This window comes from Demequina rhizosphaerae (assembly GCF_000971255.1).
Taxonomy (GTDB): Bacteria; Actinomycetota; Actinomycetes; order Actinomycetales; family Demequinaceae; genus Demequina; species Demequina rhizosphaerae.
On record NZ_BBMC01000014.1, the window covers coordinates 1 to 23,385 of the forward strand.

Sequence of the window (23,385 nt, forward strand, 5' to 3'; positions counted from 1 at the left end):
GAGGTCGAGATCATCTCCTGGCTCGACGACCACTCCCGGTTCCTGCTGCACATCTCCGTCCATGCGGTCGTGACCGCGCCGATCGTGACCACCACGTTCCTGACCACCGCACGTGAGCACGGTCTACCAGCGTCGACGCTGACGGACAACGGGCTGATCTACACCACCCGGTTCGCCAACTACAAAGGCGGCCCCAACCACTTCGAGCACGTCATCGCATCCCTAGGCGTCAAGCAGAAGAACGGCCACCCGGGCCACCCCCAGACCCAGGGCAAGATCGAACGCTTTCACCAGACCCTGAAGAAGTGGCTCGCGGCCAGGCCCGACGCCGACACGATCGACGCGATGCAACACGTGTTGCACACCTTCCAGCATGTCTACAACCACGAGCGCCCCCACCGGTCGCTCGCACGGCGCACCCCTGCCGAGGCCTACACCGCGCTACCCAAGGACCAGCCCTCGATCGAGCTCCTCGAGCGCCATTGGCGCGTCCGCCACGACATCGTCGACCCCGGCGGCACCATCACCGTGCGCTGGGCCGGCAAGCTACGCCACCTCGGCATCGGACGCGCCCACCGCGGAACCGACATCGTGCTCCTCATGGCCGGCCGCGACACCCTCGTCATCGACCGCACCACCGGCGAGATCATCGCAGAACACCACCTCGACGAAACCCGCGACTACCAGCCCAAGAAACACCAAAGGCCCCTCCCGAAGGAGGGGCCTTTGTGAACGATGACCCGAGACATCTGTGAACGATGTCCCGACACATCACAGTGGTAGCCCCGACGGGATTCGAACCCGCGCTACCGCCTTGAGAGGGCGGCGTGCTAGGCCGCTACACAACGGGGCCCTAGCTGCTTGAGCCACCCTCACCGGGCGGCTGGCGCGAGATAAGACTTTACAGCATGTCCGGCGCGGATTCCAAATCCGCCCCCACGACCCTCGCGTGGGCCGCGATCATGGTCGCATATGCAGGGGTTTCGCCGCGCATGCGGGGCCTCTCCGGCGCCGCCAGGGGCCTCGACGTGACCGAGGTCACACCCGGGACGCCGCGCCAGCTCCCCATCGCGCCGCGGTCCCCGCCGCTCCGCCGCTCCCCCATCCATCGCCACCCCTTGCCGCCATCACAGGCGTTATGTAAAGTTGAGTGGAGGCGGCTCAAGTTAGGTGCCGCGCATCAGATTCTCAGGAGGTTCGCATGACCGCTCAGCCCATGGCTCCCGGCTCGGAGGAGCAGCAGAGCGCCCTGGAGCAGTTCGGGCAGGACTTCACCGCCCTGGCCGAGCAGGGGGCGCTCGACCCCGTGATCGGACGCGACGAGGAGATCCGTCGCGTCATGCAGGTGCTCACGCGCCGGACCAAGAACAACGCCGTCCTCATCGGTGAGCCCGGCGTCGGGAAGACCGCGATCGTCGAGGGCCTCGCCCAGCGCATCGTCGCCGGCGACGTGCCGGCGTCGCTCAAGGACCGCCGCGTGATCGAGATCGCGATGAGCTCGATCGTCGCGGGCGCCGCCTTCCGCGGCCAGTTCGAGGAGCGCCTCAAGGCGGTGCTCAAGGAGGTCGAGGAGTCTGAGGGCCGGATCATCCTCTTCGTCGACGAGCTCCACACCATCGTGGGCGCGGGACGCGCCGAGGGCTCCGTCGACGCGGGCAACATCCTCAAGCCGATGCTCGCGCGCGGCAAGCTGCGCATGATCGGCGCGACCACGCTCAACGAGTACCGCGAGCACGTCGAGACCGACAGCGCGCTCGAGCGCCGCTTCCAGCCCGTCTACGTGGGCGAGCCGAGCATCGAGGACACCGTCGCGATCCTGCGCGGCCTCCAGGAGAAGTACGAGGTCCACCACGGCGTGAAGATCACGGACGAGGCGATCGTGCAGTCCGCGCGCCTGTCCGACCGGTACATCACCGAGCGCTTCCTGCCGGACAAGGCCGTCGACCTCATCGACGAGGCCACCTCCGCGCTGAAGATGCAGCTGGACTCCATGCCGATCGAGCTCGACCGCGCCCGCCGGCGCATCATGCAGCTCGAGATCGAGCGCACGCAGGTCGCCAAGGACAAGTCCGAGCACGCCAAGCAGCGCCGCGAGGAGATCGACCAGGACATCGCCCGCCTCAAGGGCGAGTCCGACGCGCTCAACATGCGATGGGCGCGCGAGAAGGACCTCATCGTGCGGGTCTCGGGCGCGACCGAGCGGCTCGAGTCGCTGCGCGGCGACCTCGAGCGCGCCGAGCGCTACGGCGAGCTCGAGAAGGCGGGTCGCATCCGCTACGGCGAGATGCCCGCGGCGGAGGCGGACATCGCCAGGGCGCGCGCCGAGCTCGACGCCATCCCGGCCGACGAGCGCATGCTGCGCGAGGAGGTCACGGGCGAGGACATCGCGGCGGTGGTCGCGCGCTGGACGGGCGTGCCCGTCGAGAAGCTGCTCACCGACGAGTCCGGCAAGCTGTCCCACCTCGAGGACCGCCTGCACGAGCGGGTCGTGGGCCAGCACCGCGCGATCGAGTCCGTGGCGGACGCGATCCGTCGCGCCCGCGCGGGGATCTCGGACGCCAACCGGCCCATCGGCTCGTTCCTGTTCCTCGGCCCCACGGGCGTGGGCAAGACCGAGCTGGCTCGGGCGCTCGCCGAGCAGCTGTTCGACGACGAGCGCGCCATGATCCGCATCGACATGTCCGAGTACATGGAGAGCCACGCGGTGTCGCGCCTCATCGGCTCTCCCCCGGGCTACGTCGGCTACGACCAGGGCGGCCAGCTCACGGAGGCCGTGCGCCGGCGCCCGTACAGCATCGTCCTGTTCGACGAGGTCGAGAAGGCCCACCCGGACGTGTGGAACGTGCTGCTGCAGGTGCTCGACGACGGCCGCCTCACCGACGGCCGCGGCCGCACCGTCAACTTCACCAACACGATCATCGTGATGACGTCCAACCTGGGCTCCGACATCGTGCTGGCGTGGGACGGCGAGGACCGGGCGGCCCTCGAGCGCGACCTTCTCGAGGTGCTGCGGCGCGCGTTCCGGCCGGAGTTCCTCAACCGGCTCGACGACGTCGTGATCTTCGACCGCATCGACCCCGCCGCGATGGAGGGGATCGTCGGGACCGAGCTCGCGAAGAACGTCGCGCGGCTCGCGGACGCCAAGGACATCGTCCTCACGGTGGACGATGCGCTGCGGGCCTCGCTCGCGCGGGACGGCTTCGATCCGGCCTTCGGGGCGCGGCCGCTCAAGCGGCTCATCCAGACGCGACTGCTCAACGAGCTCGCGAAGGAGATCGTCGACGGTCGCGTCCGCGAGGGCGACGAGGTGACGGCCGGCTGGGACGGCGAGCGGGTGACGCTCACCGTCGGCTAGGACGGTGCGAGAGGCCCGGGGGCGCGATGCTCCCGGGCCTCGTCGCGCGCCCCTGCGGCCCCCTCGCTAGCGTGGTGAGGAATGCACCCCGATACGAGGAGGTTCGCAATGGCGCGGACATATGTCATCACCGGTGCCGCATCCGGCATCGGCAAGGCCACCGCCGAGCTGCTCGAGGGGCGCGGCCATACGGTCATCGAGATCGACCTGCACGGCGCCGACATCGACGCCGATCTGACCACCGCGGACGGGCGCGGCGGGCTCGCGGACGCGGTGCGGGAGAAGGCCCCCGACGGGATCGACGCGGTGGTCGCGGTCGCCGGCCTCGCGCACCCCGTCCCGGCGACCGTCGCGGTCAACTACTTCGGCATGGTCGCGACGCTCGAGAACCTCAGGCCGCTGCTTCTCGACTCCCCCGCGCCCCGCGCCGCCGGCGTCGCCTCGATGGCGAGCCTGCAGCCCAACGACCCGGAGCTGGTCGAGGCGATGCTCGCGGGCGACGAGCCGCGGTCTCTCGCCCGTGCCGCGGTGCTGGCGGCGGACGAGCAGACCGGCCAGCTCATCTACGGATCGACCAAGGCGGCCTTCGCCCGATGGATCCGCCGCAACGCCGCGGCCCCGGACTGGGCGGGAGCCTCGATCCCGCTCAACGCGGTGGCGCCCGGCATCATCCGCACGCCGATGACCGAGGGCATGATCGCGACGGAGGAGGCGGCGCAGGAGCTGCTGAAGATCGTGCCCATGCCGCTGAACGGCATCGCCGAGCCCGCGGTCGTGGCACACCTCCTCGCATGGCTGACGAGCGAGGAGAACTCGCACCTGTGCGGGCAGGTGGTGTTCGTCGACGGCGGCTCGGACGTGGTGATCCGCGGCGACTCCGTGTGGTGAGCGGCGCCGCGCGCAACCGGGTGCGGCCCGGGCCCTGTCACGCGCCGGAGCCGTCCCAGCCGTCGAGCGCGCCGTCGTCGGCCTCGAGCGCGTCGAGGTCGCGCTGCGGGAGCGTCTCGGTGATGCCGTCGAGGCGCTTCCAGTCGGGGATCGGCGTCGGCGCGCCCGGGCGCGGCACGAACCTCGCGCGCTCGCCGGTGCGGTGGACGTAGCGCCCGCAGTTGGGGAAGAGCCGGGCCACCGTCACCTCGACCACGGCGAGCGCCCCGTAGTGGGAGGCGACACGCTCCGGCGAGGTGACGACGGACGCGGTCCCGTGCACCCGCAGGCGCCAGGGACGGTCCTCGTCGACGAAGAGCAGCGCGACGCGGCCGTCGTCCTCGATGTTGCCGAGCGTGCGCCACATCCCGTTGCCGTCGTAGCTCGGGAGCTCGAGGGTCGTCGGGCTGGTGACCCGCACGAAGCCCGGATCGCCGCCCTTGTACGACACGTCGGGCCAGCCGTCCGCGTCGGTGGTGGCGATCCACATCTTCGACTGCTCGCCGATGAGCCGGGCATCTCCCTCGTCGAGCTCCTCCCGGACCACGCCGCCGGCGATCGCGTCCGCCAGCCGCCGGGTGTCGAAGCGGTCCTGGAGCCGCCGCGCGCCGGTGCCGTACAGCCGTCCCGCTCGCGCCTCGTCGGTCATCGTCGCCCCCCGCCGCCGCCGGTGCCCCCACCTTGGCACACCCCCGGACAACGAGAAAGGGCCCGCCATCAGGCGGGCCCTTTCTTCGAAGAGCTGGGCTACAAGGATTCGAACCTCAACTAACGGAACCAGAAACCGTCGTGCTGCCAGTTACACCATAGCCCACTGCGTTCCAGCGGAACGGAGAACCACTTTACCCGAGACCGGCGCAGAACCCAAATCGCCTCATCCGGCCGCGTGTCGGATCGAGTCGAGCACCGCGACTCCCGCCGCGTCCCCGTCGCAGTAGTGGCCGAGGGTCCCGTAGTAGCTGTCGTCGCGGTTGCCGCCGGGCAGGTCCGCGAGCACCGCGATCGTACCGGTGGCCGTCACCCGGTCCCCCGGCAGGTACACCTCGGAGCCCAGCTTCGCTCCGCCCTGCGGCCCCGGCACGGCGCCCGGCGGCCACACGATCCACGGCTGCTTGCCGTTGTCTCGCTCGAGCACGAGGCAGCCGTTCGCGAGGACGCGGAGGGTCCCGCTGATCTCGAGGCGCGCGCCCGGGAGGTCCCCCACCGTCTCCTGCGTCGCGAGGTAGCCGCCCGTCGCATCGTCCTCGGGCGCGTCCGTGCATCCCGCGAGCAGGGACGATGCGGCCACGACCGCCGCGACGAGCCTCACCATGGGCTCACGGTACGCCGCCGTCCCGGCTAGAGCCCGAGGGTGCCCGGCAGGTCCGCGAGCGAGCCGATCCGCACGAGCCCGTCGCGCGGCACGCCCTCGCCGCACAACCCGTCGACGTCGCGCGAGTGCGCGCCCGGCCGCTCGATCCACACGCCGAGCCCGAGCCCGGCCTGGACCGCGCCCCACGGGTCGACGTCGAACTCGTCGCCCACGTAGGCGACCTGCTCCGGTGGAAGGCCGAGCCGCTCGCACGCGAGCGCGTAGACGCGCGGGTCGGGCTTGCCGACCCCCAGCTCGTCCACGCCGACCAGCATCGGCATGCGCGACAGCCCGCAGGCCGCGAGCTTGACCTCCTGGTACGCGTGGGCGGCGTTCGAGAGCCCGCCGTACGGCAGCCCCGCGGCGTCGAGCGCGTCGAGCGCGGGCGCCGCGTCGGCGTACGCGGTCCAGCCTTCGCGGAAGTACCGCTCGAAGGCCGTGTCCCACACCTCGTAGGCCTCGGGGTCGAGGTACGGCCCGCCGAAGATCTCGTGGAGGTCGTTGGCGCGGCGGTGGCGCTGCTCGCGGTGGGTCAGCTCGCCGCGGGTGTGCGCGCGGTACCAGCCGTTCGCGTCCGCACGCCACACCCGCACGAGCTCGTCGTGGTCGACGTCGCCGAGGTAGTCGACCGCGACCGAGGCGAGCGCGTGACGGAACGCCCCGCGCGTGTCGACGAGCGTGTCGTCGACGTCGAACAGGACGCCCTTGATCACGCGGCCGGCCTCAGAGCGACGCGCGCAGGTTGCGCAGACGCGTGAGCGCGTGCTCCTTGCCGAGGATCTCCATCGACTCGAACAGCGGCGGCGACACGAGGCGACCGGTGACCGCGACGCGCAGCGGGCCGAACGCGAAGCGCGGCTTGATGCCCATCTCGTCCACGAGCTTCGCGCGCAGCGCGTCCTGCTGCGCCTCGGGCGAGAAGTCCTCGAGCGCCTCGAGCACCGCGATCGACTCGTCGAGGATCTCCGCGGCGTTCTCCGGCAGCTTGGCGCGCGCGGCGTCCTCGACGACCACCTCGTGGTCCTCGAGGAAGAGGAAGCCGAGCATGCCCGGCGCCTCCCCCAGCAGCGTCATGCGGGTCTGCACCAGCGGGATCGCCTCGGCGAGCGTCTGCTCCTCGTGCGGCGTGAGCTCCTGGATCTCGGCGGTCGTCAGCAGGCCGGCGGCGTGGAGGTAGGGCACCACGCGCTTGGCGAACTCGCCCGGGGGCAGCATGCGCATGTGCTCGGCGTTGATCGCCTCGGCCTTCTTGAGGTCGAAGCGCGCGGGGTTGGGCGTGCAGTCGGCGATGTCGAAGGCCTCGATCAGCTCCGCCGGGGTGAAGACGTCGCGGTCCGGGCCGATGCTCCAGCCCAGCAGCGCGAGGTAGTTGAGCAGGCCCTCGGGCAGGAAGCCGCGGTCGCGGTGGTGGAAGAGGTTCGACTCGGGGTCGCGCTTGGACAGCTTCTTGGTGCCCTCGCCGAGCACCATCGGCATGTGCGCGTAGGACGGCACGGCGTCCGCGATGCCGAGCTCGACCATCGCGCGCCACAGCACGATCTGGCGCGGGGTCGAGGACAGCAGGTCCTCGCCGCGCAGGACGTGCGTGATCTTCATGAGCGCGTCGTCGACGGGGTTGACGAGCGTGTACAGCGGGATGCCGTTCGCACGCACGATGACGTAGTCCGGCACGGTGCCCGCGGGGAAGGTGACGGTGCCGCGGACGAGGTCCTCGACGACGATGTCCTCGTCGGGCATGCGCATGCGCAGCACGGGCTCGCGGCCCTCGGCGCGGAACGCGGCCTTCTGCTCGTCGGTGAGGTCGCGGTCGAAGCCGTCGTAGCCGAGCTTGGGGTCGCGGCCGGCGGCCTTGTGGCGCGCCTCGATCTCGTCGGGGGTCGAGAACGACTCGTACGCGTAGCCGCCCTCGACCAGCTTCGCGACGACCTCGGCGTGGAGGTCGTGGCGCTCCGACTGGCGGTACGGGCCGTACGGGCCGCCGATGCCGGGGCCCTCGTCGTAGTCGATTCCCAGCCAGCTCATCGCGTCGAGCAGCATCTCGTAGCTCTCCTGCGAGTCGCGCTCGGCGTCGGTGTCCTCGATGCGGAAGACCATGTCGCCGCCGGTGTGGCGGGCGTAGGCCCAGTTGAACAGCGCCGTGCGGACCATGCCCACGTGGGGCAGGCCGGTGGGCGACGGGCAGAAGCGGACGCGGACCTTGCTCATGTGCTCTTCCTTCTTCGCGCCCGGGTGAGGGCGCACGATGCGGGGGTGGGCCGGGGTGGGGCCCGTTACTGGCGGCGGAGGACGGGGTTGCGCAGCACGCCGAGGTCCTCGATCTCGACCTCGACCACGTCGCCGTGGTCGAGGGTGGTGACGCCCGCCGGGGTGCCGGTGAGGATGACGTCGCCGGGCAGCAGGGTGGTGACCTCGGACACGAGCGACACCACGGTCGCGACGTCCGTCACCATGTCGGCGGTGTGGCCGTTCTGGACCTCGTTGCCGTTGATGCGGCCGATGACGTGGACGTCGTCGTGCGCGAGCTCGGTCTCGATCCACGGGCCCAGCGGCAGCGAGGTGTCGAAGGCCTTGCCGCGGAACCACTGGTTCTCCTGGCGCTGGACGTCGCGCGCGGTGACGTCGTTCGCGCACGTGAAGCCGTAGATGTACTGCTCCGCGTTCTCGGGCGACACCTCCTTGCACACGCGCGAGATGACGATCGCGAGCTCGGCCTCGAGCTGGACGTCCTCCGCGTAGTGCGGGAGCACGATCGGGTCGTCCGGCCCCACGACCGCGGTGTTGGGCTTGAGGAAGAGCAGCGGCATCTCGGGGACCTCGCCGCCCATCTCCTTGGCGTGCTCGGCGTAGTTCTTGCCGAGGCAGACGATCTTCGAGCGCGGGATGACGGGGGCGAGCAGGCGGACGTCGTCGGTGAGCTTGATCCGCTCGCCGGTGACGGTGCCCGGCGTGTACATCGGGTCGCCGGTGAGCACGACGAGCTCCTCAGCGCCCGGCTCTCCGTCGACGATCGCGTACTGGGGCTCGGCTCCGGTGGTGAAACGGGCGATACGCATGGGCTCCAGCCTAGTCGCTCGCGCGCGGCCCGCCCGATGCCGGGGAGCCGCCGCGGCCCGTGCCTACGATGGGCCGCATGGGAGAGGCAGCCGACCGCATCGTCGCAAGCGCGGACGAGGGACTGGCCCGGCTGCTCGCCCGCACCGACGCCCACCGGGACGCCGACCTCGGCGCCGTCTACCGGGACCGACGCGTCGCCGACGTGCTCACCCACCTCCACGCGTGGCACCTCCTGCTCGAGGGATGGCTGCTCGACGACGCGGCCGGGCGGACACCCGCCTACCCCGCCGACGGCTACACGTGGGCCACGCTCGGCGACCTCAACGACGCCCTCGCCGCCGCGCATCGTCACCTGTCGTACGAGGAGGCGCGCGCGGCGGTGGTCGCGTCCCAGGCGCGCGTCGTCGCGCTCGTCGCCGCGCTGGACGATGCCGTGCTCACCTCCCCCGACGCGTTCGCCTGGCTAGGCGGCGACCGCCTCGCGTCCGTCGCGCACGAGTGCCTCGGCGGGCACTGCACCTGGGCCCAGGGGCTGCTCGATCGGGCCGGGGTGCCCGCATGAGCGCGAGCCGCATCGTCGGCCTGGATGTCGCGCGCGGCCTCGCGGTGCTCGGCATGGTCGCGGCGCACGTCGGCGCGGACGGCTCGCGCGGCGACGGCGAGCCGTGGCCGTGGCTGGTCGCGTCGCACGGGCGCCCGTCCGCGCTGTTCGCGGTCCTGGCCGGCGTGACGATCTCGCTCATGATCGCCCACGCGGGCGGGAGGGACGATGCGCGGGCCGTGAGGTTCACGAGGGCGCGGGTCGCGACCCGGGCCGGGATCCTCGTGCTCATCGGCCTCGTGCTCGCGGAGATGCACACCGGGGTGGACATCATCCTCGTGAACCTGGGGCTGATGATGCTCATCGCAACCCCGCTGCTACGGCTGCCCTCGTGGGCGCTGCTCGGCCTCGCGGGGCTCGCCTTCGCCTTCGGCCGGATCGTCGTCGAGGCCGTGCGGCCCGAGGGCTGGTGGGAGGCCGCGCCGGTGGTGGGGCGCCTCTGGAGCCTCCACTACCCCGCGCTCGCCTGGATCGGGTACGTGCTGCTCGGGATCGTCGTGGGACGCCTCGCGCTGAGGGCCGGACGCACGCAGGGGCTGCTCGTCGGTCTCGGGGTCGTCGCGGCGAGCGGCGCGGCTCTCGTGCGCATCGTCGCGGGGGACGGCACGGTGACGGGCCTGGTCGCGCACTCGTACACGCCCGTCGAGATGACGCACAACGCGGGCGTCGCGGTCGCCGTGATCGGCGCCTCGTGCTGGCTCGCGCCGCGCGCCCGCACCGTGCTCAGCCCGCTCGAGGCGGTCGGCGCGATGGCGCTGTCGGCGTACGTCCTGCAGGTGCTCATCATCTGGATCGTGGGCCCGGAGATGGTCTACGAGCCGTCGAACGTCGCGCTCGTCGTGCTCGAGCTCGTGCTGCTCGCGACCGCGTGGGCGTGGCGCCGCGGGCTGGGCCAGGGACCGCTCGAGCGGATCCTCACGGGCGTGTCGAACGCGGCGGGCGCGCGGGCGGTCCGCGGCCTGCCCGTGCCGCGCGACCCCGAGGAGGTGTCCGCGTGAGCGTCGCCGACTGGCTCATGGCCGGGGATCCCGCCATCCGCTGGCAGACGATGCGCGACCTCCTCGACGCCGACCCGATCGAGGTCGTCGACGAGCGGGCGCGGGTCGCGCGCGAGGGCTGGGGCGCGCGGCTCCTCGCGCTGCAGCTCGAGGACGGCAGCTGGGACCACGGCGCGTGGTACCCGGCCGGCCGGCGCGACGTCCACGACGGGCAGCCGTGGACGTCCACCGCGCACGTGCTCCTCCTCCTGACCCACCTCGGCGTCGACCCGGACGCGCACCCCGTCCGCGAGGCGGCCCGGCGGGCCTTCGCGAGCGTGCGGTGGGAGGACGGCGACCAGACGTTCCTCGAGGGCGAGAGCGAGGCGTGCTCGCTCTCCGCCGCGATCGCGATCGGCGCATACTTCGGCGAGGACATGGCGACGCCCGTGAAGCGGCTCGTCGCGGACCGCCGCGCGGACGGCGGCTGGAACTGCGACCCGCCGTGGCGCTCGTCCAAGTCGAGCTTCCACTCGACCATCGGGGCGCTCGAGTCGCTCGTCGCGCATCGTCGCGCCACCGGGGCGCTCACGCCCGAGGCCGGCGAGGCGTTCCTGGACGGCCAGGAGTATCTGCTGGACCGCCGGCTCATGCGGCGCCGCTCGACTGGCGAGGTCGTCGACCCCGCGTACCAGCGCTTCTCCTTCCCCACGTACTGGCACTACGACGTGCTGCGCGCGCTCGAGCACCTGCGCGAGTCCGGCGCAGAGCCCGACGAGCGCGCCGGCGAGGCGATCGACATGCTCCGCGCGCGTCGCTCCTCGGTGGGCACGTGGCCGCTCGAGAACACCCATCGCGGCAAGGTGCCGTTCGTCATGGAGGACGGCGACGGCCGACCGAGCCGCTGGAACACGCTGCGCGCGCTGCGGGTGCTGCGCTGGTGGGAGGAGCGCGCGTAGCGCCTGCCCTCAGGCGGGCGACGGCGGCATCGCCGCATCGTCCGGCCCCTCGACCCGCGCCGGACCGGGCGCGGTGCGCACCGCGCCGACGCCCGCGATCGTCACGAGGACGATGCCCGCCGCGACGCTCACGGTGAGCGCCTGGCCGAGCAGCACCAGGCCGGTCAGGGCCGCGAGCGCGGGCGCGAGCGCCATGAGGACGCCGAACGTCTCCGCGCGCATGTGCCGCAGCGCGGTGATCTCGATGCCGTACGGGATGGCCGACGACAGCACCGCGACGGCCAGGCCCAGCGCGAGGATCGCGGGGTCGAGCAGCGCGGTGCCGACCACCGCGAAGGCGGCGGGCAGCGTCACCACCGCGCCCACGCTCATCGCGAGCGCGATCCCCGTGAGGCCTGGCATCGCGGCGCCCGCCGCGCGCGCCATGAGGATGTAGACGGCCCACAGCAGCGCGGCCCCCGCCGCGAAGGCCACCCCCACGAGGTCGAGGTCGCGGGCGGTGCCGCCGAGCAGCAGCACGCCGGCCGCCGCGGTCGCGGCCCACAGCAGGCCGCGCAGGCTCCGGCTCGCGACGACGCTCAGCGTGAGCGGCCCGAGCACCTCGATGGTGACCGCGATGCCCAGGGGGATGCGGGCGATCGCGAGGTAGAAGAGCACGTTCATGGCCGCGAGCGCGAGCCCGTACCCGGCGACGACGCCCCAGTGCTCTCGGGCCACCCCGCGCAGCGTGCGGCGCGCGAGGAGGAGCAGCACGAGCGCGGAGAACACGAGGCGCAGCGCGACCATGCCCACCGGCCCGACCTGCGGGAAGACCATGACGGCGACCGCGGCCCCGGCCTCCTGGCACAGCAGCCCGACGAGGACCAGGAAGGGAGCGGCGGTCGCGAGCCGGGAGTCGGTGGGCACGGGACAAGAGTGGCAGGTCGCGGCGGACCCGCCGCCTGCGACACCGGGCGACGCGTCCACAGATCGATGACAAGGCTTGCCAAGCCGCGTAGCGTGGAGTCATGGCCACGATGAACGTCTCCCTTCCCGACGCGCTGAAGGACTTCGTCGAGGCGCAGGTCGCGGACGGCGGCTACGGCACCAGCAGCGAGTTCGTGCGGGAGCTGATCCGCCGCGAGCAGGAACGGCTCCGCCTCCGCGCGCTCGTGCTCGACGGCATGACCTCCGGAGAGGGGTCGGTCCTCGACGCGGCCTACTTCGAGTCCCTGCGTGGTCACGCGCGAAGGCTCGCCGACGGCGCCGCATGAGTCCGATCCGCCTCGTCACCACGCATCGAGCGGACGAGGACATCGCCACGGCGACGGCGCACTACGTCGCGCATGCGGGCATCGAGCCGGCGGTGGCCTTCATCGACGCGCTCGAGGCGGCGATGAGGTTGCTCGCCGAGAATCCGGCGATCGGATCGACCCGGTTCGCCATCGCCACCGCGATCCCCGACCTCCGCGGCCTCGCCCTGCCGAGCTTCCCCTTCGTCATCGTCTACACCGCAGATGCCGACGCCCTGCGGATCCATCGGGTCCTGCACACCGCGCGCGACCTCCCCCAGGAGCTCGACGACCGGTCGTGAGTGGGGGCCGGCCCGTGTGTGCTGCGCCGCTTGCGGCGCAGGATGCACCACGCTGGCTGCAGAGTCATCGAGGAGGTGCACGTGGCGGCGACGACGGACGGCGCGCGACTGGCGGTTCTGATCGACGCGGACAACGCGAGCGCCAAGGATCTCGAGCGCCTGCTCGCCGAGATCGCGAAGTACGGCACCGCCGGGGTCCGCCGGGCCTACGGCGACTGGACCTCGAACCAGCTCAAGTCCTGGAAGGACCAGCTGCTCGAGCACTCGGTACAGCCGATCCAGCAGTTCGGCTACACCACGGGCAAGAACGCGACGGACAGCGCGCTCATCATCGACGCGATGGACCTGCTGCACGCCGGCAACCTGGATGGGTTCTGCCTGGTCTCGAGCGACAGCGACTTCACGCGCCTCGCCGCACGCATCCGCGAGGAGGGGCTCACCGTGTACGGGTTCGGCGCGCGGAAGACGCCGAAGCCCTTCGTGGCCGCCTGCGACACCTTCATCTACGTCGAGAACCTCAACCCGTCCGAGACGACGCCGGCCGCCGCAAGCACGCCCACACTTAAGCGGGATCCGCAGCTCGACCGCCTGCTGGCCGAGGCGGTGGAGGCGGCGGCGGGCGACGACGGCTGGGCGAACCTCGGCTCCGTGGGGCAGAACCTCTCGCGGCTCGCCTCCGACTTCGACTCGCGCACGTGGGGCTTCTCCAAGCTCAAGGACCTCATGCAGGCCCATCGGCTCTACGAGGTCCAGTCGCGGGAGATGGGCGAGGGCAAGACGCCGAACGCGTACGTGCGGCACCGGTAGCCGCGGGTCCCGGCGCGCCCCGCGCGGGGCGACAATGGACGCCATGACCATCCTCGGCTCCCCCACGCTCGCGCGCGCCGAGTGGGAGCCGCTCGCCACCGCTCACGCCGCCGACGCCGACGCGCTCACCGCGGGCCACCGCGCGCGCAAGGGCCGCGGCGAGCGCCACGCGATCGAGGACTTCCTCTTCGAGTACTACTCGACCCGGCCCTCGCACCTGCGCCGCTGGCACCCGGGAGCCGGGGTCGTGCTCGAGGACGCGCCCGAGCATGCCGCGTGGCGCTTCTACCGGACCTCCGCGGGGCGGACGGAGGTCGACGTCACCGCGTTCATGGAGGCGCGCGGCGGCACCGTCGACCACGTCGAGCGCCTGCTCCGCGCGACCGCGGACCGGCCCGCGCGGCTGGGCTGCTTCGGCCTCCACGAGTGGGCGATGGCCTACCGCGCCGGAGACGACATCCGCCACCCGCTCCCCCTCCGGCTAGGCCAGGCGGGGACCGATGCGGTGGTCGAGTCCCACCCCATCGCGTGCTCCCACTTCGACGCCTTCCGCTTCTTCACCCCGGACGCCCGCCCGCTCAACGCGCTGCAGCCCACGCGCGAGACGCAGGCCGCGCTCGAGCAACCCGGCTGCCTCCACGCGACGATGGACCTGTACAAGTGGGCGTCCAAGCTCGCGCCGGCCGTGCCCTCCAGCCTGCAGCTCGAGGCCTTCGCCCTCGCGCTCGAGGTCCGGCAGGTCGACATGCAGGCGTCCCCCTACGACGTGTCCTCGTACGGTCTCGACGCCATCGCCGTCGAGACACCGCAGGGCAAGCGCGAGTACGCGGACCGGCAGCGGGACTTCGCGACGCGCGGCGCGAGGCTGCGCGCCCGCATCGTCGCCGCGATCGTCGACGTGCGGGAGCTCGCGGCCGCCTGAGCGCCGCCCTTGTCGCCCCCGCGGCCCCTCACTAGGGTCGACGGGCATGGGCGAGAGGACGACACGGGACATCACCTTCGGCGAGCTGATCGCGTTCTTCGTGCTCGCGTTCGCGATCTCGTGGGCGGCGTGGCTGCCCTCGGTGCTCGACTCGACCGGGGTGCTCGACCTCCCCGACGCGGTCGGCATCCTCGGCGTCGTGGGCCCGTTCGGGCCGTTCATCGCGGCGCTCGTGCTCACCCGCCGCGCGGGCGGCGGTGCTGCGGTGCGCGCGCTTCTGCGCCGCGGCTGGAGCCGCGACTTCGACCGCCGTTGGCTCGTGCCGACGCTGCTGCTCGCGCCCGCGATGGCGCTCGTCACGGTCGGGGTCATGGCCGCGACCGGGCAGGAGATCACGTGGGACGACGGGTTGCCGATCGTCGCGATCGTGCCGACCTTCCTCATGATCCTGCTGCTCAACGCCGCACCCGAGGAGTACGGCTGGCGCGGGTTCGCGCTCGGCCCGATGCTGCGCTTCCACGGCCCGCTCTCCGCGAGCCTCATGTTGGGCGCCGCATGGGGGATCTGGCACCTCCCGCTGCACTTCATCGACGGCACCGTCCAGGCGGCGATCCCGGTCCACGAGTTCGTGCTCCAGCAGATCGTGCTGGCGGTCCTCTACACCTGGCTGTTCGTCAACACGCGCGGCGCGGTGTCGATCGCGATCCTCTTCCACGCGGTGGCCAACATCGTCGGCGCCGCCGTCCCCTACTGGACCACCGCCGAGGGGCGCTGGACGGGGTTCGCCGTGCAGCTCGCGTTCGCGGCCGTCATCGTGGTGGTGTGGGGCCCGCGCCGGTTGACCCGGCGCGCCGAGCCCGCGGGCGTGGAGGCGTGACATGAGCACCTGGGACCTGATCGAGCGCTTCGAGGGCGATCCTCTCGACGCGACGCTGTGGATCCCCGACTACCTCCCGCACTGGACCACGCCGGACCGCTCGGGCGCCCGCTACCGGTTCACCGACGGCGGCCTCGAGCTGCTCATCGAGCACGACCAGCACGAGTGGCGCCCCGAGGACGGCGACTTCCGCGTCTCGCACGTCCAGACCGGCGAGTTCGCCGGCCCCCTGGGCTCGCCCGTGGGCCAGCACCGCGTCGGGCGCGACCTCCGGGTGGTGACGGAGCGGACGATGCGGCGGTTGTGGGCGCCGCCCCGCGCCGGCGCGGTCGAGGTGGTCGCGTCCGCGAGCGCCGACCCGACCTGCATGCTCGGGATCTGGCTCGTCGGGCACGAGTCGACCGGGCCCGACGACTCGGGCGAGATCTGCGTCGCCGAGGTGTTCGGCGACAAGGTGACCGCCGCATCGTCCGTCATCCGCGCGGGCATCAAGGCGCACCACGACCCGCGGCTCGTCACCGACCTGCGCGACGTCGCGCTGGCCATGGACGCGACCGAGCCCCACACGTACGGCGCCGCGTGGGACTCCGAGGGTGTGCGCGTCTCCGTCGACGGCGTCGACGTCTACGGCACCGACCAGGTGCTCAGCTATCCGCTCCAGCTCATGCTCGACGTGTGGGAGTTCCCCCACGGGCGCCGCGACCCCGCGGACTACCCCAAGTCCGCGGTGATCCGCGAGGTGCGGCTGCGCACCGACGACTAGATGAACAGCGTCTGCGCACCCTCCGACAGGTCCATGAAGTCGGCGGCCGTGATGATGTCCTCGACGTCGTCGCGCAGGTCCTCCATCGTGAGCTTCTGCATGTCGGCGCTCATCTTGCACGCCCACAGGCGGCCGCCGGACGCGACGATCTGATCGAGGAACTCGTCCACCGGGGGCACCCCGAGGTCGTCGATCTGCTTCCTCATCATCTTCGTCGCGACCCACGTCATACCCGGGAACGGCGACAGCCACTGCGGCATGCGCCCGCCGATGGGCAGGTGCATCGCGGTGTTGCCGACCGGGGTGAAGGTGAGCTTCTGCTGACGGGACTTCGTGATCATGTCGAAGCCCCAGAAGGTGAAGAACAGGTCGACCGCGATGCCCTCGCCCAGCGCCGAGTTGGCGAGGATGAGGCCCGGGTAGGCCATGTCGAGGTTGCCCTTCGAGCAGATGATGACGAGCTTGCGGTCGGTCTCGTCGTCGTCGCCGAAGTCGGGGACGACGGCCGGCTGCGTCTGCATGTCGGTCATGGCGCGCCTCCTCAGACGCATCCGGCGGGCTTGGGCAGGCCCGCGATGTAGGACATCTTCTTGCCCGGCTTCTTGGGGAACAGCGCGAACTGCTTCTTGACCGGGAAGCCGCCCACCGCATTGACGCGGCGCGTGGTGGCGGTCGTGCCGGTCTCGGCGTAGTCGTCACGCAGGAAGCGGATGACGTCCCAGTGCTCGGGCGTCATCTCGACGCCGATCTGGTCGGCGAGCTGCTGGGCGAGCTCCTCGTCCCATTCGTCGTACTCGGTCAGGAACCCTTCGGCGTCGACGTGGATCTCGCGGCCGGCGAGGGTGGTGGTGCTCATGTCTCCTCCTAGGCGGGGACGCGCTTGCCGCGCATCGACATCTGAGCGGGCAGGGGAAGCGGTCGGCCGGGAAGCAGCATCGACCAGTAGACGGGCTCGAACGCCAGCTTGCCCCAGTGGTTGAACCGGGACTCCTTGAGCAGCGGCAGCGGGCCCACCGCCGGCACCGGGAACATCCCCGGCAGCGGCTCGGTGTCGTAGTTGAAGTCGATGAGCATGGCCTTGCCCGCTCCCGACTCGATGAAGCAGGTGGCGTGGCCGTCGAAGCGCTCGACGGGCTCCTCGCCCTTCACGATGTGCACGAAGTTCTCGGGGAACACATCGAGCTCGAAGTGCGCGACGGCGCCAGCCTTGGACGTGGGGACCGCGGCCGCGTCACCGACCGCGAAGATCTCCGGGTGATCCGCGTGCCGGAGGGTGTGGTGGTCGACGGGCACGAAGTCGAGCTCGTCGCCCAGGCCGGAGCGGCCGATGTACTCGGCCCCCTTGTTGACCGGGATCGTGACGAGCAGGTCGTAGGGAACCTCACGCTCGTCGAAGGACACGACCTTGCGCTCCTCAGCGTCGACGCTCTCGATCATGAAGTCCGGCTCGACCGCGATGCCCCGCGTCTCGAGCATGTCGCCGAAGGCGGCCGCCGCGACGGGCTTGGTGAACGCCCCCGACAGCGGCGTCACGAAGGTGATGTCGACCTTGTCGCGGATGCCGCGGCGCTTGAAGTAGTCGTCCGCCAACAGCGTGAACTCGAGCGGCGCGACCGGGCACTTGATGGGCATCTCGGAGATGTGGACCACCAGCCGGTCGCCGGTGAAGCCCGCGATGGCCTCCCGCAGCGCCACCGCATCGTCGAACGTGTAGAACGAGTGCACGGCGCCGTGCCAGTCGTCCTCCATGCCCGGGGTCTCCTCCGGGTGCGGGGACGTGCCGGTCGCGATGATGAGGTAGTCGTACGGCAGCACCGAGCCGTCCTCGAGCGCGACCGTGCGGGCCTCGGCGTCGACGCGGTCGATCTGGGCCTGGATGCGGGTCACGCCGTCCGGGATGAGCGGCGCGGCCTTCCGGCGCGCCTTGTCGGGCCGATATCTGCCGAACGGGATGAACAGGAAGGCCGGCTGATAGAAGTGCGTGCCTCGCTGGTCGACGATGGTGATCTGCCAGTCATCCGCGTCGAGCATGCGCCGCAGCTTGTTCGCCGCGATCGTGCCCGCCGTGCCGGCTCCGAGTATGAGCAGCCTGCGCATCACGCGCCCCCTTCATTGGGTCCGGGGACGTCCGGGAGGCGGCCCCGATACTCCCGACCGTATGTAGGCGGATCGTGTACGAACAGGGACCATCGTCCCTGCCAGAGCGGCGCGTCGGCCGCGCGGGCCGCGCGTTCCGCGGCCCCAGGGTGTACGAATGCCCTGGCAGAGGCACCGCTCTCGAGGAGAGCGAGAACCCCGGGGGGACGTATGCGGGAACGGGTCGCGGCGGCAGTCATGGCGGCGCTCTGCGCGACCACGGTGGCGGGCTGCGCGGGAGCACCCGACGGCGCCGACGAGGAGATCGCGCGGATGTCGGCGCTCGACATCGTGACGACCGTCCCACCGGACGGGACCCGAGTCGCCTTTGCCGAGGATCGGGGCAGCGACAGCAGCATCACCCCACGGAACGCCGGGGTTGTCGCCGTGTACACGACCTCCGCGAGCCTCGAGGCGATCGCCGCCTTCTACGTCGCGACCTTCCCGGAGTACGACCTCGGTGAGGAATGCTGCACGAGAGCGGATTCGATGGTGCTCAAGGGCTGGTCCGACGACACCTACGCCGACGTCACGATCAACCGCGGTGGCCCGCGGTACCGGGGCTACAGCACCCCTGAGCCGAGCGCGGCACCGGACGGCTCCGACCTGTACGTGGTCGTCGACGTCGCGCCGCGCCCGGATCTCAACGCGCGATCCTGAGAGGACGCGGCGGTCCCGCTATCTGGCCGCGGCGGCGCCCTTGTTGGCGAGCTCGTCGGCCTTCTCGTTGCCGGGGTCGCCCGCGTGACCCTTGACCCACACCCACGTGATGTCGTGGCGGCCGAGCTGCTCGTCCAGCGCCTGCCACAGCTCGACGTTCTTCACCGGCTTCTTGTCCGCGGTCTTCCAGCCGTTGCGCTTCCAGCCCTTCATCCAGGACTGGGCGCCGTTCTTCACGTACTGCGAGTCGACGTGGAGGGTGACCTTGCACGGGCGGTTGAGGGCCTTGAGCCCCTCGATGACCGCGGTGAGCTCCATGCGGTTGTTGGTGGTGACCTTCTCGCCGCCGAAGAGCTCGCGCTCGTGGCCGCCGGCCTTCATCCAGACGCCCCAGCCTCCCAGCCCGGGGTTGCCCTTGCAGGCGCCGTCGGTCCACATGTGCACATCCGTCAGGGTCTCGGTCACCCGGAAACCGTACCTGGGTGCGGGGCGCCCCGGCGCACGCCACCGCCTCGGCGCCGCCGCATCGTCCACAATGAAGCCATGTCCCGCAAGCACGCCGCCGGCGGCTCCACGCCCGCCGTCCACGCCCTCCTCGAGGCGGGCGTGCCGCACACGCTGCACCCGTACGAGCACGACCCGGCGTCCGACCTCAGCTACGGGCTCGAGGCGGCCGCGGCGCTGGGCGTCGAGGCGGATCAGGTGTTCAAGACGCTGTGCGCGTACGTCGACGGGCACCTGTCCGTGGGCATCGTGCCCGTGTCGGGGACGCTCGACCTCAAGGCGCTGGCGCACGCGCTCGGGGGCAAGAGGGCGGAGATGGCGCCGCCCGCGGACGCCGAGCGCGCGACCGGCTACGTCGTGGGCGGCATCTCGCCCATCGGCCAGCGCCGGGCGCTCCCCACCGCCGTCGACGAGACCGTCGAGCTGTGGGACACCGTGTACGTCTCGGGAGGCAGGCGCGGCCTCGACATCGGCCTCGCGCCCGCCGACCTCCTCGCCGTGACCCGCGCGGTCGCGGCCCCGATCGCGAAGGACTCCTGATGGACCTCTCCCCCACCCCCGCCGGCTGGGACTACGCCGCCGCCCTCGAGCAGGTGAAGGCGCGCGTCCACATCGCCGAGGCCGCCGCCGGACGCGCCGGGTCCGGCGTGCGCGTGCTCGTCGCGACCAAGACGTGGGACGCCGATGCGGCGGCCGCGGTGGTGCGCGCCGGCGGCACGCTCGTGGGCGAGTCGCGGATGCAGGAGCTCGACGCCAAGGGCGAGGCGCTCGCCGCCGCCGGGGCCCGGGTGCACGTGATCGGCCAGCTCCAGCGCAACAAGGCCGCGACCGCCGTGCGGTACGCCGAGTGCGTCCAGACGGTCGACCACGCGCGGCTCGCGGAGCGGCTGTCGCGGCTGTGCCTCGAGGCCGAGCGCGAGCTCGACGTGATGATCCAGGTCAACGTCTCCGGCGAGGCGTCCAAGGCGGGCGTCCACCCCGACGAGGCCCTCGCGATCGCCTCCGCGGTGCAGGCGCTGCCCGCGCTCACGGTGACGGGCTTCATGACCATCGGGCTGAACTCCACCGACGAGGACGCGGTGCGCGAGGGCTATGCGCGCCTGCGCGAGATCCGCGACCAGGCGCTCATCCGCTCCGAGCGCGGCTCGGTGGGGCTCGGGTCCGCGTGGGAGCTGTCGATGGGGATGTCCCAGGACCTCGAGTGGGCGATCGGCGAGGGCGCGACGATGGTGCGCGTCGGCACCGCGGTGATGGGCGAGCGCACCTACGCCTGACCGCCCGGCGGGACAGTCAGTGCTCCTCCTGAGCAGGAGCACCCTCCTGCGGGACGCTGCGGACTCCCGCGCTCGGCTCTCCCTCCGCCGGGTCCGCCGGTCCCCTCGGGTACCAGGTGTCCCGTGGAGCGCGTTGTGACCGCTCCGCGGAGCACCGAGTGTCCCGAACCGCCGGGTGTCCGGCTCGCGCGGCGGCGTCCGCGGTGTGAGACTGGCGGGGACGCCAGGCAGAGTGCCGCCGAGGGGGGCGTGCTCAAGGAGGGTCCATGCCCCACTACCACCTCGCGATGTACTACGACACGGCCGGCCCGGTGCCCGACGACCTCCCCCAGATCATGGCGGAGGTCGAGACGCTCAACGAGGAGATGCGCGACAACGGCGCCTGGGTGACCGCGGGCGGCTTCGCTCCGGCGCCGGAGGCCCGCGTGGTCGCCGCCGACGACGAGGGCGCCGAGACCACGCCCGGCACCTACCTCGACTGCCCCGAGCAGCAGGGCGGCTTCTGGATCCTCGACGCGTCGAGCATGGGCGACGCGATCGTGTGGGCCGAGCGCGCGAGCCGCGCGCTCCGCCTCCCCGTCGAGGTGCGCGAGCTCCGCGAGGACTAGCGACGGGACGATGCGGGACGCCCGTCCGCGCGGGCGTCCCGCCCGGCCCCCGCGAAAGTTAGGGAAGGTTTCGCTTGCTGGCGGAACCAGCGACGACATTCCTACGCTTGGAAGGTGACCCAGTCGGATACCCACCCCACCGCATCGTTCCCGGACGAGGAAGCCGTCTCCGGCCGCCTCAACGCGCTCCGGGCCGGCGTGCTGGGCGCGAACGACGGGATCGTGTCGATCGCGGCGCTGCTCGTCGGCGTGGTCGCGGCCACTGACAACGCCAGCATCATCCTCACCACCGCCGTGGCCGGCATCGCCGCCGGCGCGCTGTCGATGGGGGTCGGCGAGTACGTGTCCGTGTCCAGCCAGCGCGACGCCGAGCAGGCGCAGCTCGAGCGCGAACGCCAGTGGCACGATCACCGGCCCGAGTGGGAGCTCGAGCAGCTCACCCTCCTGCACATGGAGACCGGCATGTCCGAGGCGACCGCGCGTCAGGCCGCGATCGAGCAGACCGCCCACGACCCGCTCGCCGCCCACGCGCGCGCCCACCTCGGCATCGACCCCGAGGAGCTCGTCAACCCGTGGCACGCGGCCTTCGCCTCGCTCGGCGCCTTCACGCTCGGCGGCATCTTCCCGCTGCTCACCGCGGTGCTCGCGCCGCACGCGCTCAAGGCGCCCCTCACGTTCGCGGTCGTGGTGATCGCGCTGGCGATCTCGGGGACCGTGTCCGCGCGCCTGGGCCACGCGCCGCGCCTGCGCGCGATCCTGCGCAACGTCGCCGGCGGCTCGCTCGCGATGGCGATCACCTACGGCATCGGCTCGCTCTTCGGCGTGCATGTCTGACGCCCCGCCCTGAACCGCCCGGCACCGTTGCTGGCGCGGATCCGGCGCCGCGCTACGGCACCAGCTTGAGCCACTCCTCGGTCGAGAACTTCGACTCGACGCGCGCCTCGGCCTCGGCGATCTCGCCGTCGGTCACCGCGCCCTGCTGCGTCGCGTAGCGCGAGCGGAAGTGGTCGAGGAAGGCCGCGATGACGTCGGCCCGCTCCATGCCGGTCTGGCTGCGCAGCGGGTCGACGCGCTTGTTGGCGCTCTTCGTGCCCTTGTCGGACAGCTTCTCGCGGCCGATCCGCAGCACCTCGAGCATCGCGTCCGCGTCGATGTCGTACGCCATCGTGACGTGGTGGAGCACCGCGCCGGACACGTAGCGCTTCTGCGCGGCGCCCGCGATCTTGCCGGCGGGCGAGGCGATGTCGTTGATCGGGATGTAGGTCGCCTCGATGCCCAGCTCGCGCAGCGCGCCGAGGACCCAGTCGTCGAGGAACGCGTACGACTGCTCGAAGCTCAGCCCCTCGACCAGCGACGTCGGCACGTGCAGCGAGTACGTGATCGTGTTGCCGGGCTGGATGAACATCGCGCCCCCGCCGGACACGCGCCGCACCACCGTCATGTCGTGCTTCGCGACGCCCTCGTCGTCGATCTCGTTGCGCCACGACTGGAACGAGCCGATGACGACCGCGTTGCTCGCCCACTCCCACACGCGCAGGGTGGGGCCGCGGCGGCCGGCGGCCACCTCCTCGGAGAGCACCTCGTCGAGCGACATCTGCAGGTACGGCTCGCGCGGCACGTCGTGGATGACGTCGAACGTGTGGTCGTGCCAGCTGGTCGCGTGGCCGAGCGCGCGCCGCACCGCGATCGCGACCGCCTCCGGGGTGAAGCCGATGAACTGCGCCCCCTCGGACACGCGCGTCACCGCCGCTGCCATCTGCGACACCGTCGCCGTCGCGGACAGGCCGGACAGCGCCCGCGTGATGTCGAGGATCGCCTCGGCGGGCTCGAGGAAGAAGTCGCCCGAGATCACCACCCGGTCGATCGTCTCGGCCGCGGAGTCGAGCTCGACATCCGCGACCACGAGCTTGCCGCCAGGAACCTTGTACTCGCCGTGCATGGGGTCAATTCTCCCCCGCGCGGACGGGTGCCTGCGACGCCGCGGAGCACTGGGCGTCCCGCACGGCACGGAGGCGCGCGTGCAGGAGTACCGAGTGT

General features: G+C 71.8%; 28 protein-coding genes and 2 tRNA genes. 17 read left to right on the forward strand and 13 right to left on the reverse strand.

What is annotated here, in order from left to right:
* The coding region (locus AOM07_RS14105; protein WP_156171958.1) for an integrase core domain-containing protein at nt 1-732 on the forward strand (732 nt) is incomplete at its 5' end.
* A gap of 45 nt (nt 733-777) precedes the next feature.
* Here AOM07_RS14105 and AOM07_RS14110 read toward each other — a convergent pair.
* Nucleotides 778-853 (reverse strand) — tRNA-Glu (locus AOM07_RS14110).
* Between the two features lie 348 nt (nt 854-1,201).
* Between AOM07_RS14110 and AOM07_RS14120 the strand changes: the two genes are divergently transcribed.
* Both AOM07_RS14120 and AOM07_RS14125 read left to right on the forward strand, forming a co-directional pair.
* Nucleotides 1,202-3,355 (forward strand): ATP-dependent Clp protease ATP-binding subunit, encoded by a 2,154-nt coding sequence (locus AOM07_RS14120; RefSeq protein ID WP_062314944.1) that lies wholly within the window; start codon nt 1,202-1,204, stop codon nt 3,353-3,355.
* A 108-nt stretch (nt 3,356-3,463) separates the two neighbouring features.
* A complete protein-coding gene (locus AOM07_RS14125; protein WP_062314945.1) occupies nt 3,464-4,243 on the forward strand; it encodes an SDR family oxidoreductase in 780 nt (259 codons plus the stop codon).
* Nucleotides 4,244-4,280: 37 nt separating this feature from the next.
* Here AOM07_RS14125 and AOM07_RS14130 read toward each other — a convergent pair whose 3' ends face one another.
* The 6 genes from AOM07_RS14130 to AOM07_RS14155 all read right to left on the reverse strand — a co-directional run bounded on the left by AOM07_RS14130 (nt 4,281) and on the right by AOM07_RS14155 (nt 8,686).
* Nucleotides 4,281-4,931: a pyridoxamine 5'-phosphate oxidase family protein gene (locus AOM07_RS14130; RefSeq protein ID WP_062314947.1), complete on the reverse strand. Its 651-nt coding sequence runs from the start codon at nt 4,929-4,931 to the stop codon at nt 4,281-4,283.
* Nucleotides 4,932-5,024: 93 nt separating this feature from the next.
* Nucleotides 5,025-5,096 (reverse strand) — tRNA-Gln (locus tag AOM07_RS14135).
* Nucleotides 5,097-5,156: 60 nt separating this feature from the next.
* Entirely contained in the window at nt 5,157-5,594 is a 438-nt protein-coding gene (locus AOM07_RS14140) for a hypothetical protein (RefSeq protein ID WP_062314949.1), read from the reverse strand.
* Between the two features lie 26 nt (nt 5,595-5,620).
* Nucleotides 5,621-6,346 (reverse strand): HAD family hydrolase, encoded by a 726-nt coding sequence (locus AOM07_RS14145; protein WP_062314951.1) that lies wholly within the window; start codon nt 6,344-6,346, stop codon nt 5,621-5,623.
* A 10-nt stretch (nt 6,347-6,356) separates the two neighbouring features.
* Entirely contained in the window at nt 6,357-7,838 is a 1,482-nt protein-coding gene (gene gltX / locus AOM07_RS14150) for a glutamate--tRNA ligase (protein WP_062314953.1), read from the reverse strand.
* A 65-nt stretch (nt 7,839-7,903) separates the two neighbouring features.
* Nucleotides 7,904-8,686 carry a fumarylacetoacetate hydrolase family protein gene (locus AOM07_RS14155; protein ID WP_062314955.1) on the reverse strand — a complete coding sequence of 261 codons (783 nt, stop codon included), beginning with the start codon at nt 8,684-8,686 and terminating at the stop codon, nt 7,904-7,906.
* 77 nt (nt 8,687-8,763) lie between these two features.
* Here AOM07_RS14155 and AOM07_RS14160 point away from each other — a divergent pair, with 77 nt between their 5' ends.
* The 3 genes from AOM07_RS14160 to AOM07_RS14170 are packed head-to-tail and all read left to right on the forward strand — an operon-like array spanning nt 8,764 to nt 11,224.
* Nucleotides 8,764-9,249, forward strand: a complete 486-nt coding sequence (locus AOM07_RS14160) for a ClbS/DfsB family four-helix bundle protein (protein ID WP_062314957.1) — start codon at nt 8,764-8,766, stop codon at nt 9,247-9,249.
* The gene (locus AOM07_RS14165) at nt 9,246-10,286 is read left to right on the forward strand and encodes a heparan-alpha-glucosaminide N-acetyltransferase domain-containing protein (protein ID WP_062314959.1); all 1,041 of its coding nucleotides are present in this window, start codon (nt 9,246-9,248) and stop codon (nt 10,284-10,286) included. Before AOM07_RS14160 ends, AOM07_RS14165 begins: the two co-directional genes overlap by 4 nt.
* Nucleotides 10,283-11,224 carry a prenyltransferase/squalene oxidase repeat-containing protein gene (locus AOM07_RS14170; RefSeq protein WP_062314961.1) on the forward strand — a complete coding sequence of 314 codons (942 nt, stop codon included), beginning with the start codon at nt 10,283-10,285 and terminating at the stop codon, nt 11,222-11,224. The genes AOM07_RS14165 and AOM07_RS14170 overlap by 4 nt, the downstream gene beginning before the upstream one ends.
* 9 nt (nt 11,225-11,233) lie before the next feature.
* On the opposite strand, the gene AOM07_RS14175 is transcribed toward AOM07_RS14170, so the two are convergent.
* Complete coding sequence (locus AOM07_RS14175; protein WP_062314962.1) at nt 11,234-12,130, reverse strand: EamA family transporter; 897 nt, start codon at nt 12,128-12,130, stop codon at nt 11,234-11,236.
* A gap of 101 nt (nt 12,131-12,231) precedes the next feature.
* Between AOM07_RS14175 and AOM07_RS14180 the strand changes: the two genes are divergently transcribed.
* The 6 genes from AOM07_RS14180 to AOM07_RS14835 all read left to right on the forward strand — a co-directional run bounded on the left by AOM07_RS14180 (nt 12,232) and on the right by AOM07_RS14835 (nt 16,166).
* Nucleotides 12,232-12,477, forward strand: a complete 246-nt coding sequence (locus AOM07_RS14180) for a type II toxin-antitoxin system ParD family antitoxin (protein ID WP_062314964.1) — start codon at nt 12,232-12,234, stop codon at nt 12,475-12,477.
* Nucleotides 12,474-12,797: a type II toxin-antitoxin system RelE/ParE family toxin gene (locus tag AOM07_RS14185; protein WP_062314966.1), complete on the forward strand. Its 324-nt coding sequence runs from the start codon at nt 12,474-12,476 to the stop codon at nt 12,795-12,797. The genes AOM07_RS14180 and AOM07_RS14185 overlap by 4 nt, the downstream gene beginning before the upstream one ends.
* Nucleotides 12,798-12,878: 81 nt before the next feature.
* Nucleotides 12,879-13,604, forward strand: a complete 726-nt coding sequence (locus AOM07_RS14190) for an NYN domain-containing protein (protein ID WP_228374466.1) — start codon at nt 12,879-12,881, stop codon at nt 13,602-13,604.
* 43 nt (nt 13,605-13,647) lie between these two features.
* On the forward strand, nt 13,648-14,526 hold the full coding sequence (locus AOM07_RS14195) for a hypothetical protein (protein ID WP_062314971.1): 879 nt from the start codon (nt 13,648-13,650) through the stop codon (nt 14,524-14,526).
* A gap of 46 nt (nt 14,527-14,572) precedes the next feature.
* Complete coding sequence (locus tag AOM07_RS14200; RefSeq protein ID WP_062314974.1) at nt 14,573-15,403, forward strand: CPBP family intramembrane glutamic endopeptidase; 831 nt, start codon at nt 14,573-14,575, stop codon at nt 15,401-15,403.
* Between the two features lies 1 nt (nt 15,404).
* Complete coding sequence (locus AOM07_RS14835) at nt 15,405-16,166, forward strand: glycoside hydrolase family 16 protein (RefSeq protein WP_062314976.1); 762 nt, start codon at nt 15,405-15,407, stop codon at nt 16,164-16,166.
* On the opposite strand, the gene AOM07_RS14210 is transcribed toward AOM07_RS14835, so the two are convergent.
* From AOM07_RS14210 to sqr, 3 genes are read right to left on the reverse strand one after another with little or no spacing between them, the layout of a single operon-like run.
* Nucleotides 16,163-16,696, reverse strand: a complete 534-nt coding sequence (locus AOM07_RS14210; RefSeq protein ID WP_062314979.1) for a DsrE/DsrF/DrsH-like family protein — start codon at nt 16,694-16,696, stop codon at nt 16,163-16,165. The genes AOM07_RS14835 and AOM07_RS14210 overlap by 4 nt on opposite strands.
* Before the next feature lie 11 nt (nt 16,697-16,707).
* On the reverse strand, nt 16,708-17,022 hold the full coding sequence (locus tag AOM07_RS14215) for a TusE/DsrC/DsvC family sulfur relay protein (RefSeq protein WP_062314982.1): 315 nt from the start codon (nt 17,020-17,022) through the stop codon (nt 16,708-16,710).
* Nucleotides 17,023-17,030: 8 nt separating this feature from the next.
* Complete coding sequence (sqr, locus tag AOM07_RS14220; RefSeq protein WP_062314991.1) at nt 17,031-18,263, reverse strand: type III sulfide quinone reductase, selenoprotein subtype; 1,233 nt, start codon at nt 18,261-18,263, stop codon at nt 17,031-17,033.
* 210 nt (nt 18,264-18,473) lie between these two features.
* Here sqr and AOM07_RS14225 point away from each other — a divergent pair, with 210 nt between their 5' ends.
* Nucleotides 18,474-18,962: a hypothetical protein gene (locus tag AOM07_RS14225; RefSeq protein ID WP_156171960.1), complete on the forward strand. Its 489-nt coding sequence runs from the start codon at nt 18,474-18,476 to the stop codon at nt 18,960-18,962.
* 18 nt (nt 18,963-18,980) lie between these two features.
* Here the strand turns inward: AOM07_RS14225 and rnhA are convergent, their stop codons facing one another.
* Complete coding sequence (rnhA, locus tag AOM07_RS14230; protein WP_439644929.1) at nt 18,981-19,427, reverse strand: ribonuclease HI; 447 nt, start codon at nt 19,425-19,427, stop codon at nt 18,981-18,983.
* A gap of 78 nt (nt 19,428-19,505) precedes the next feature.
* On the opposite strand from rnhA, the gene ybaK reads away from it, so the two are divergent.
* The 4 genes from ybaK (at nt 19,506) to AOM07_RS14250 (ending at nt 22,182) form a co-directional block, all read left to right on the forward strand.
* Nucleotides 19,506-20,006, forward strand: coding sequence for a Cys-tRNA(Pro) deacylase (gene ybaK, locus AOM07_RS14235; RefSeq protein ID WP_062314996.1), 501 nt, complete (start codon nt 19,506-19,508; stop codon nt 20,004-20,006).
* Nucleotides 20,006-20,740: a YggS family pyridoxal phosphate-dependent enzyme gene (locus tag AOM07_RS14240; RefSeq protein ID WP_062314998.1), complete on the forward strand. Its 735-nt coding sequence runs from the start codon at nt 20,006-20,008 to the stop codon at nt 20,738-20,740. The genes ybaK and AOM07_RS14240 overlap by 1 nt, the downstream gene beginning before the upstream one ends.
* A gap of 266 nt (nt 20,741-21,006) precedes the next feature.
* Nucleotides 21,007-21,348 (forward strand): YciI family protein, encoded by a 342-nt coding sequence (locus AOM07_RS14245; protein ID WP_062315000.1) that lies wholly within the window; start codon nt 21,007-21,009, stop codon nt 21,346-21,348.
* A 114-nt stretch (nt 21,349-21,462) separates the two neighbouring features.
* Nucleotides 21,463-22,182 (forward strand): VIT1/CCC1 transporter family protein, encoded by a 720-nt coding sequence (locus tag AOM07_RS14250; RefSeq protein WP_062315002.1) that lies wholly within the window; start codon nt 21,463-21,465, stop codon nt 22,180-22,182.
* A gap of 52 nt (nt 22,183-22,234) precedes the next feature.
* Here the strand turns inward: AOM07_RS14250 and lplAB are convergent, their stop codons facing one another.
* The gene (lplAB, locus tag AOM07_RS14255) at nt 22,235-23,287 is read right to left on the reverse strand and encodes a lipoate-protein ligase LplAB (RefSeq protein WP_062315003.1); all 1,053 of its coding nucleotides are present in this window, start codon (nt 23,285-23,287) and stop codon (nt 22,235-22,237) included.
* Nucleotides 23,288-23,385 lie beyond the last annotated feature (98 nt).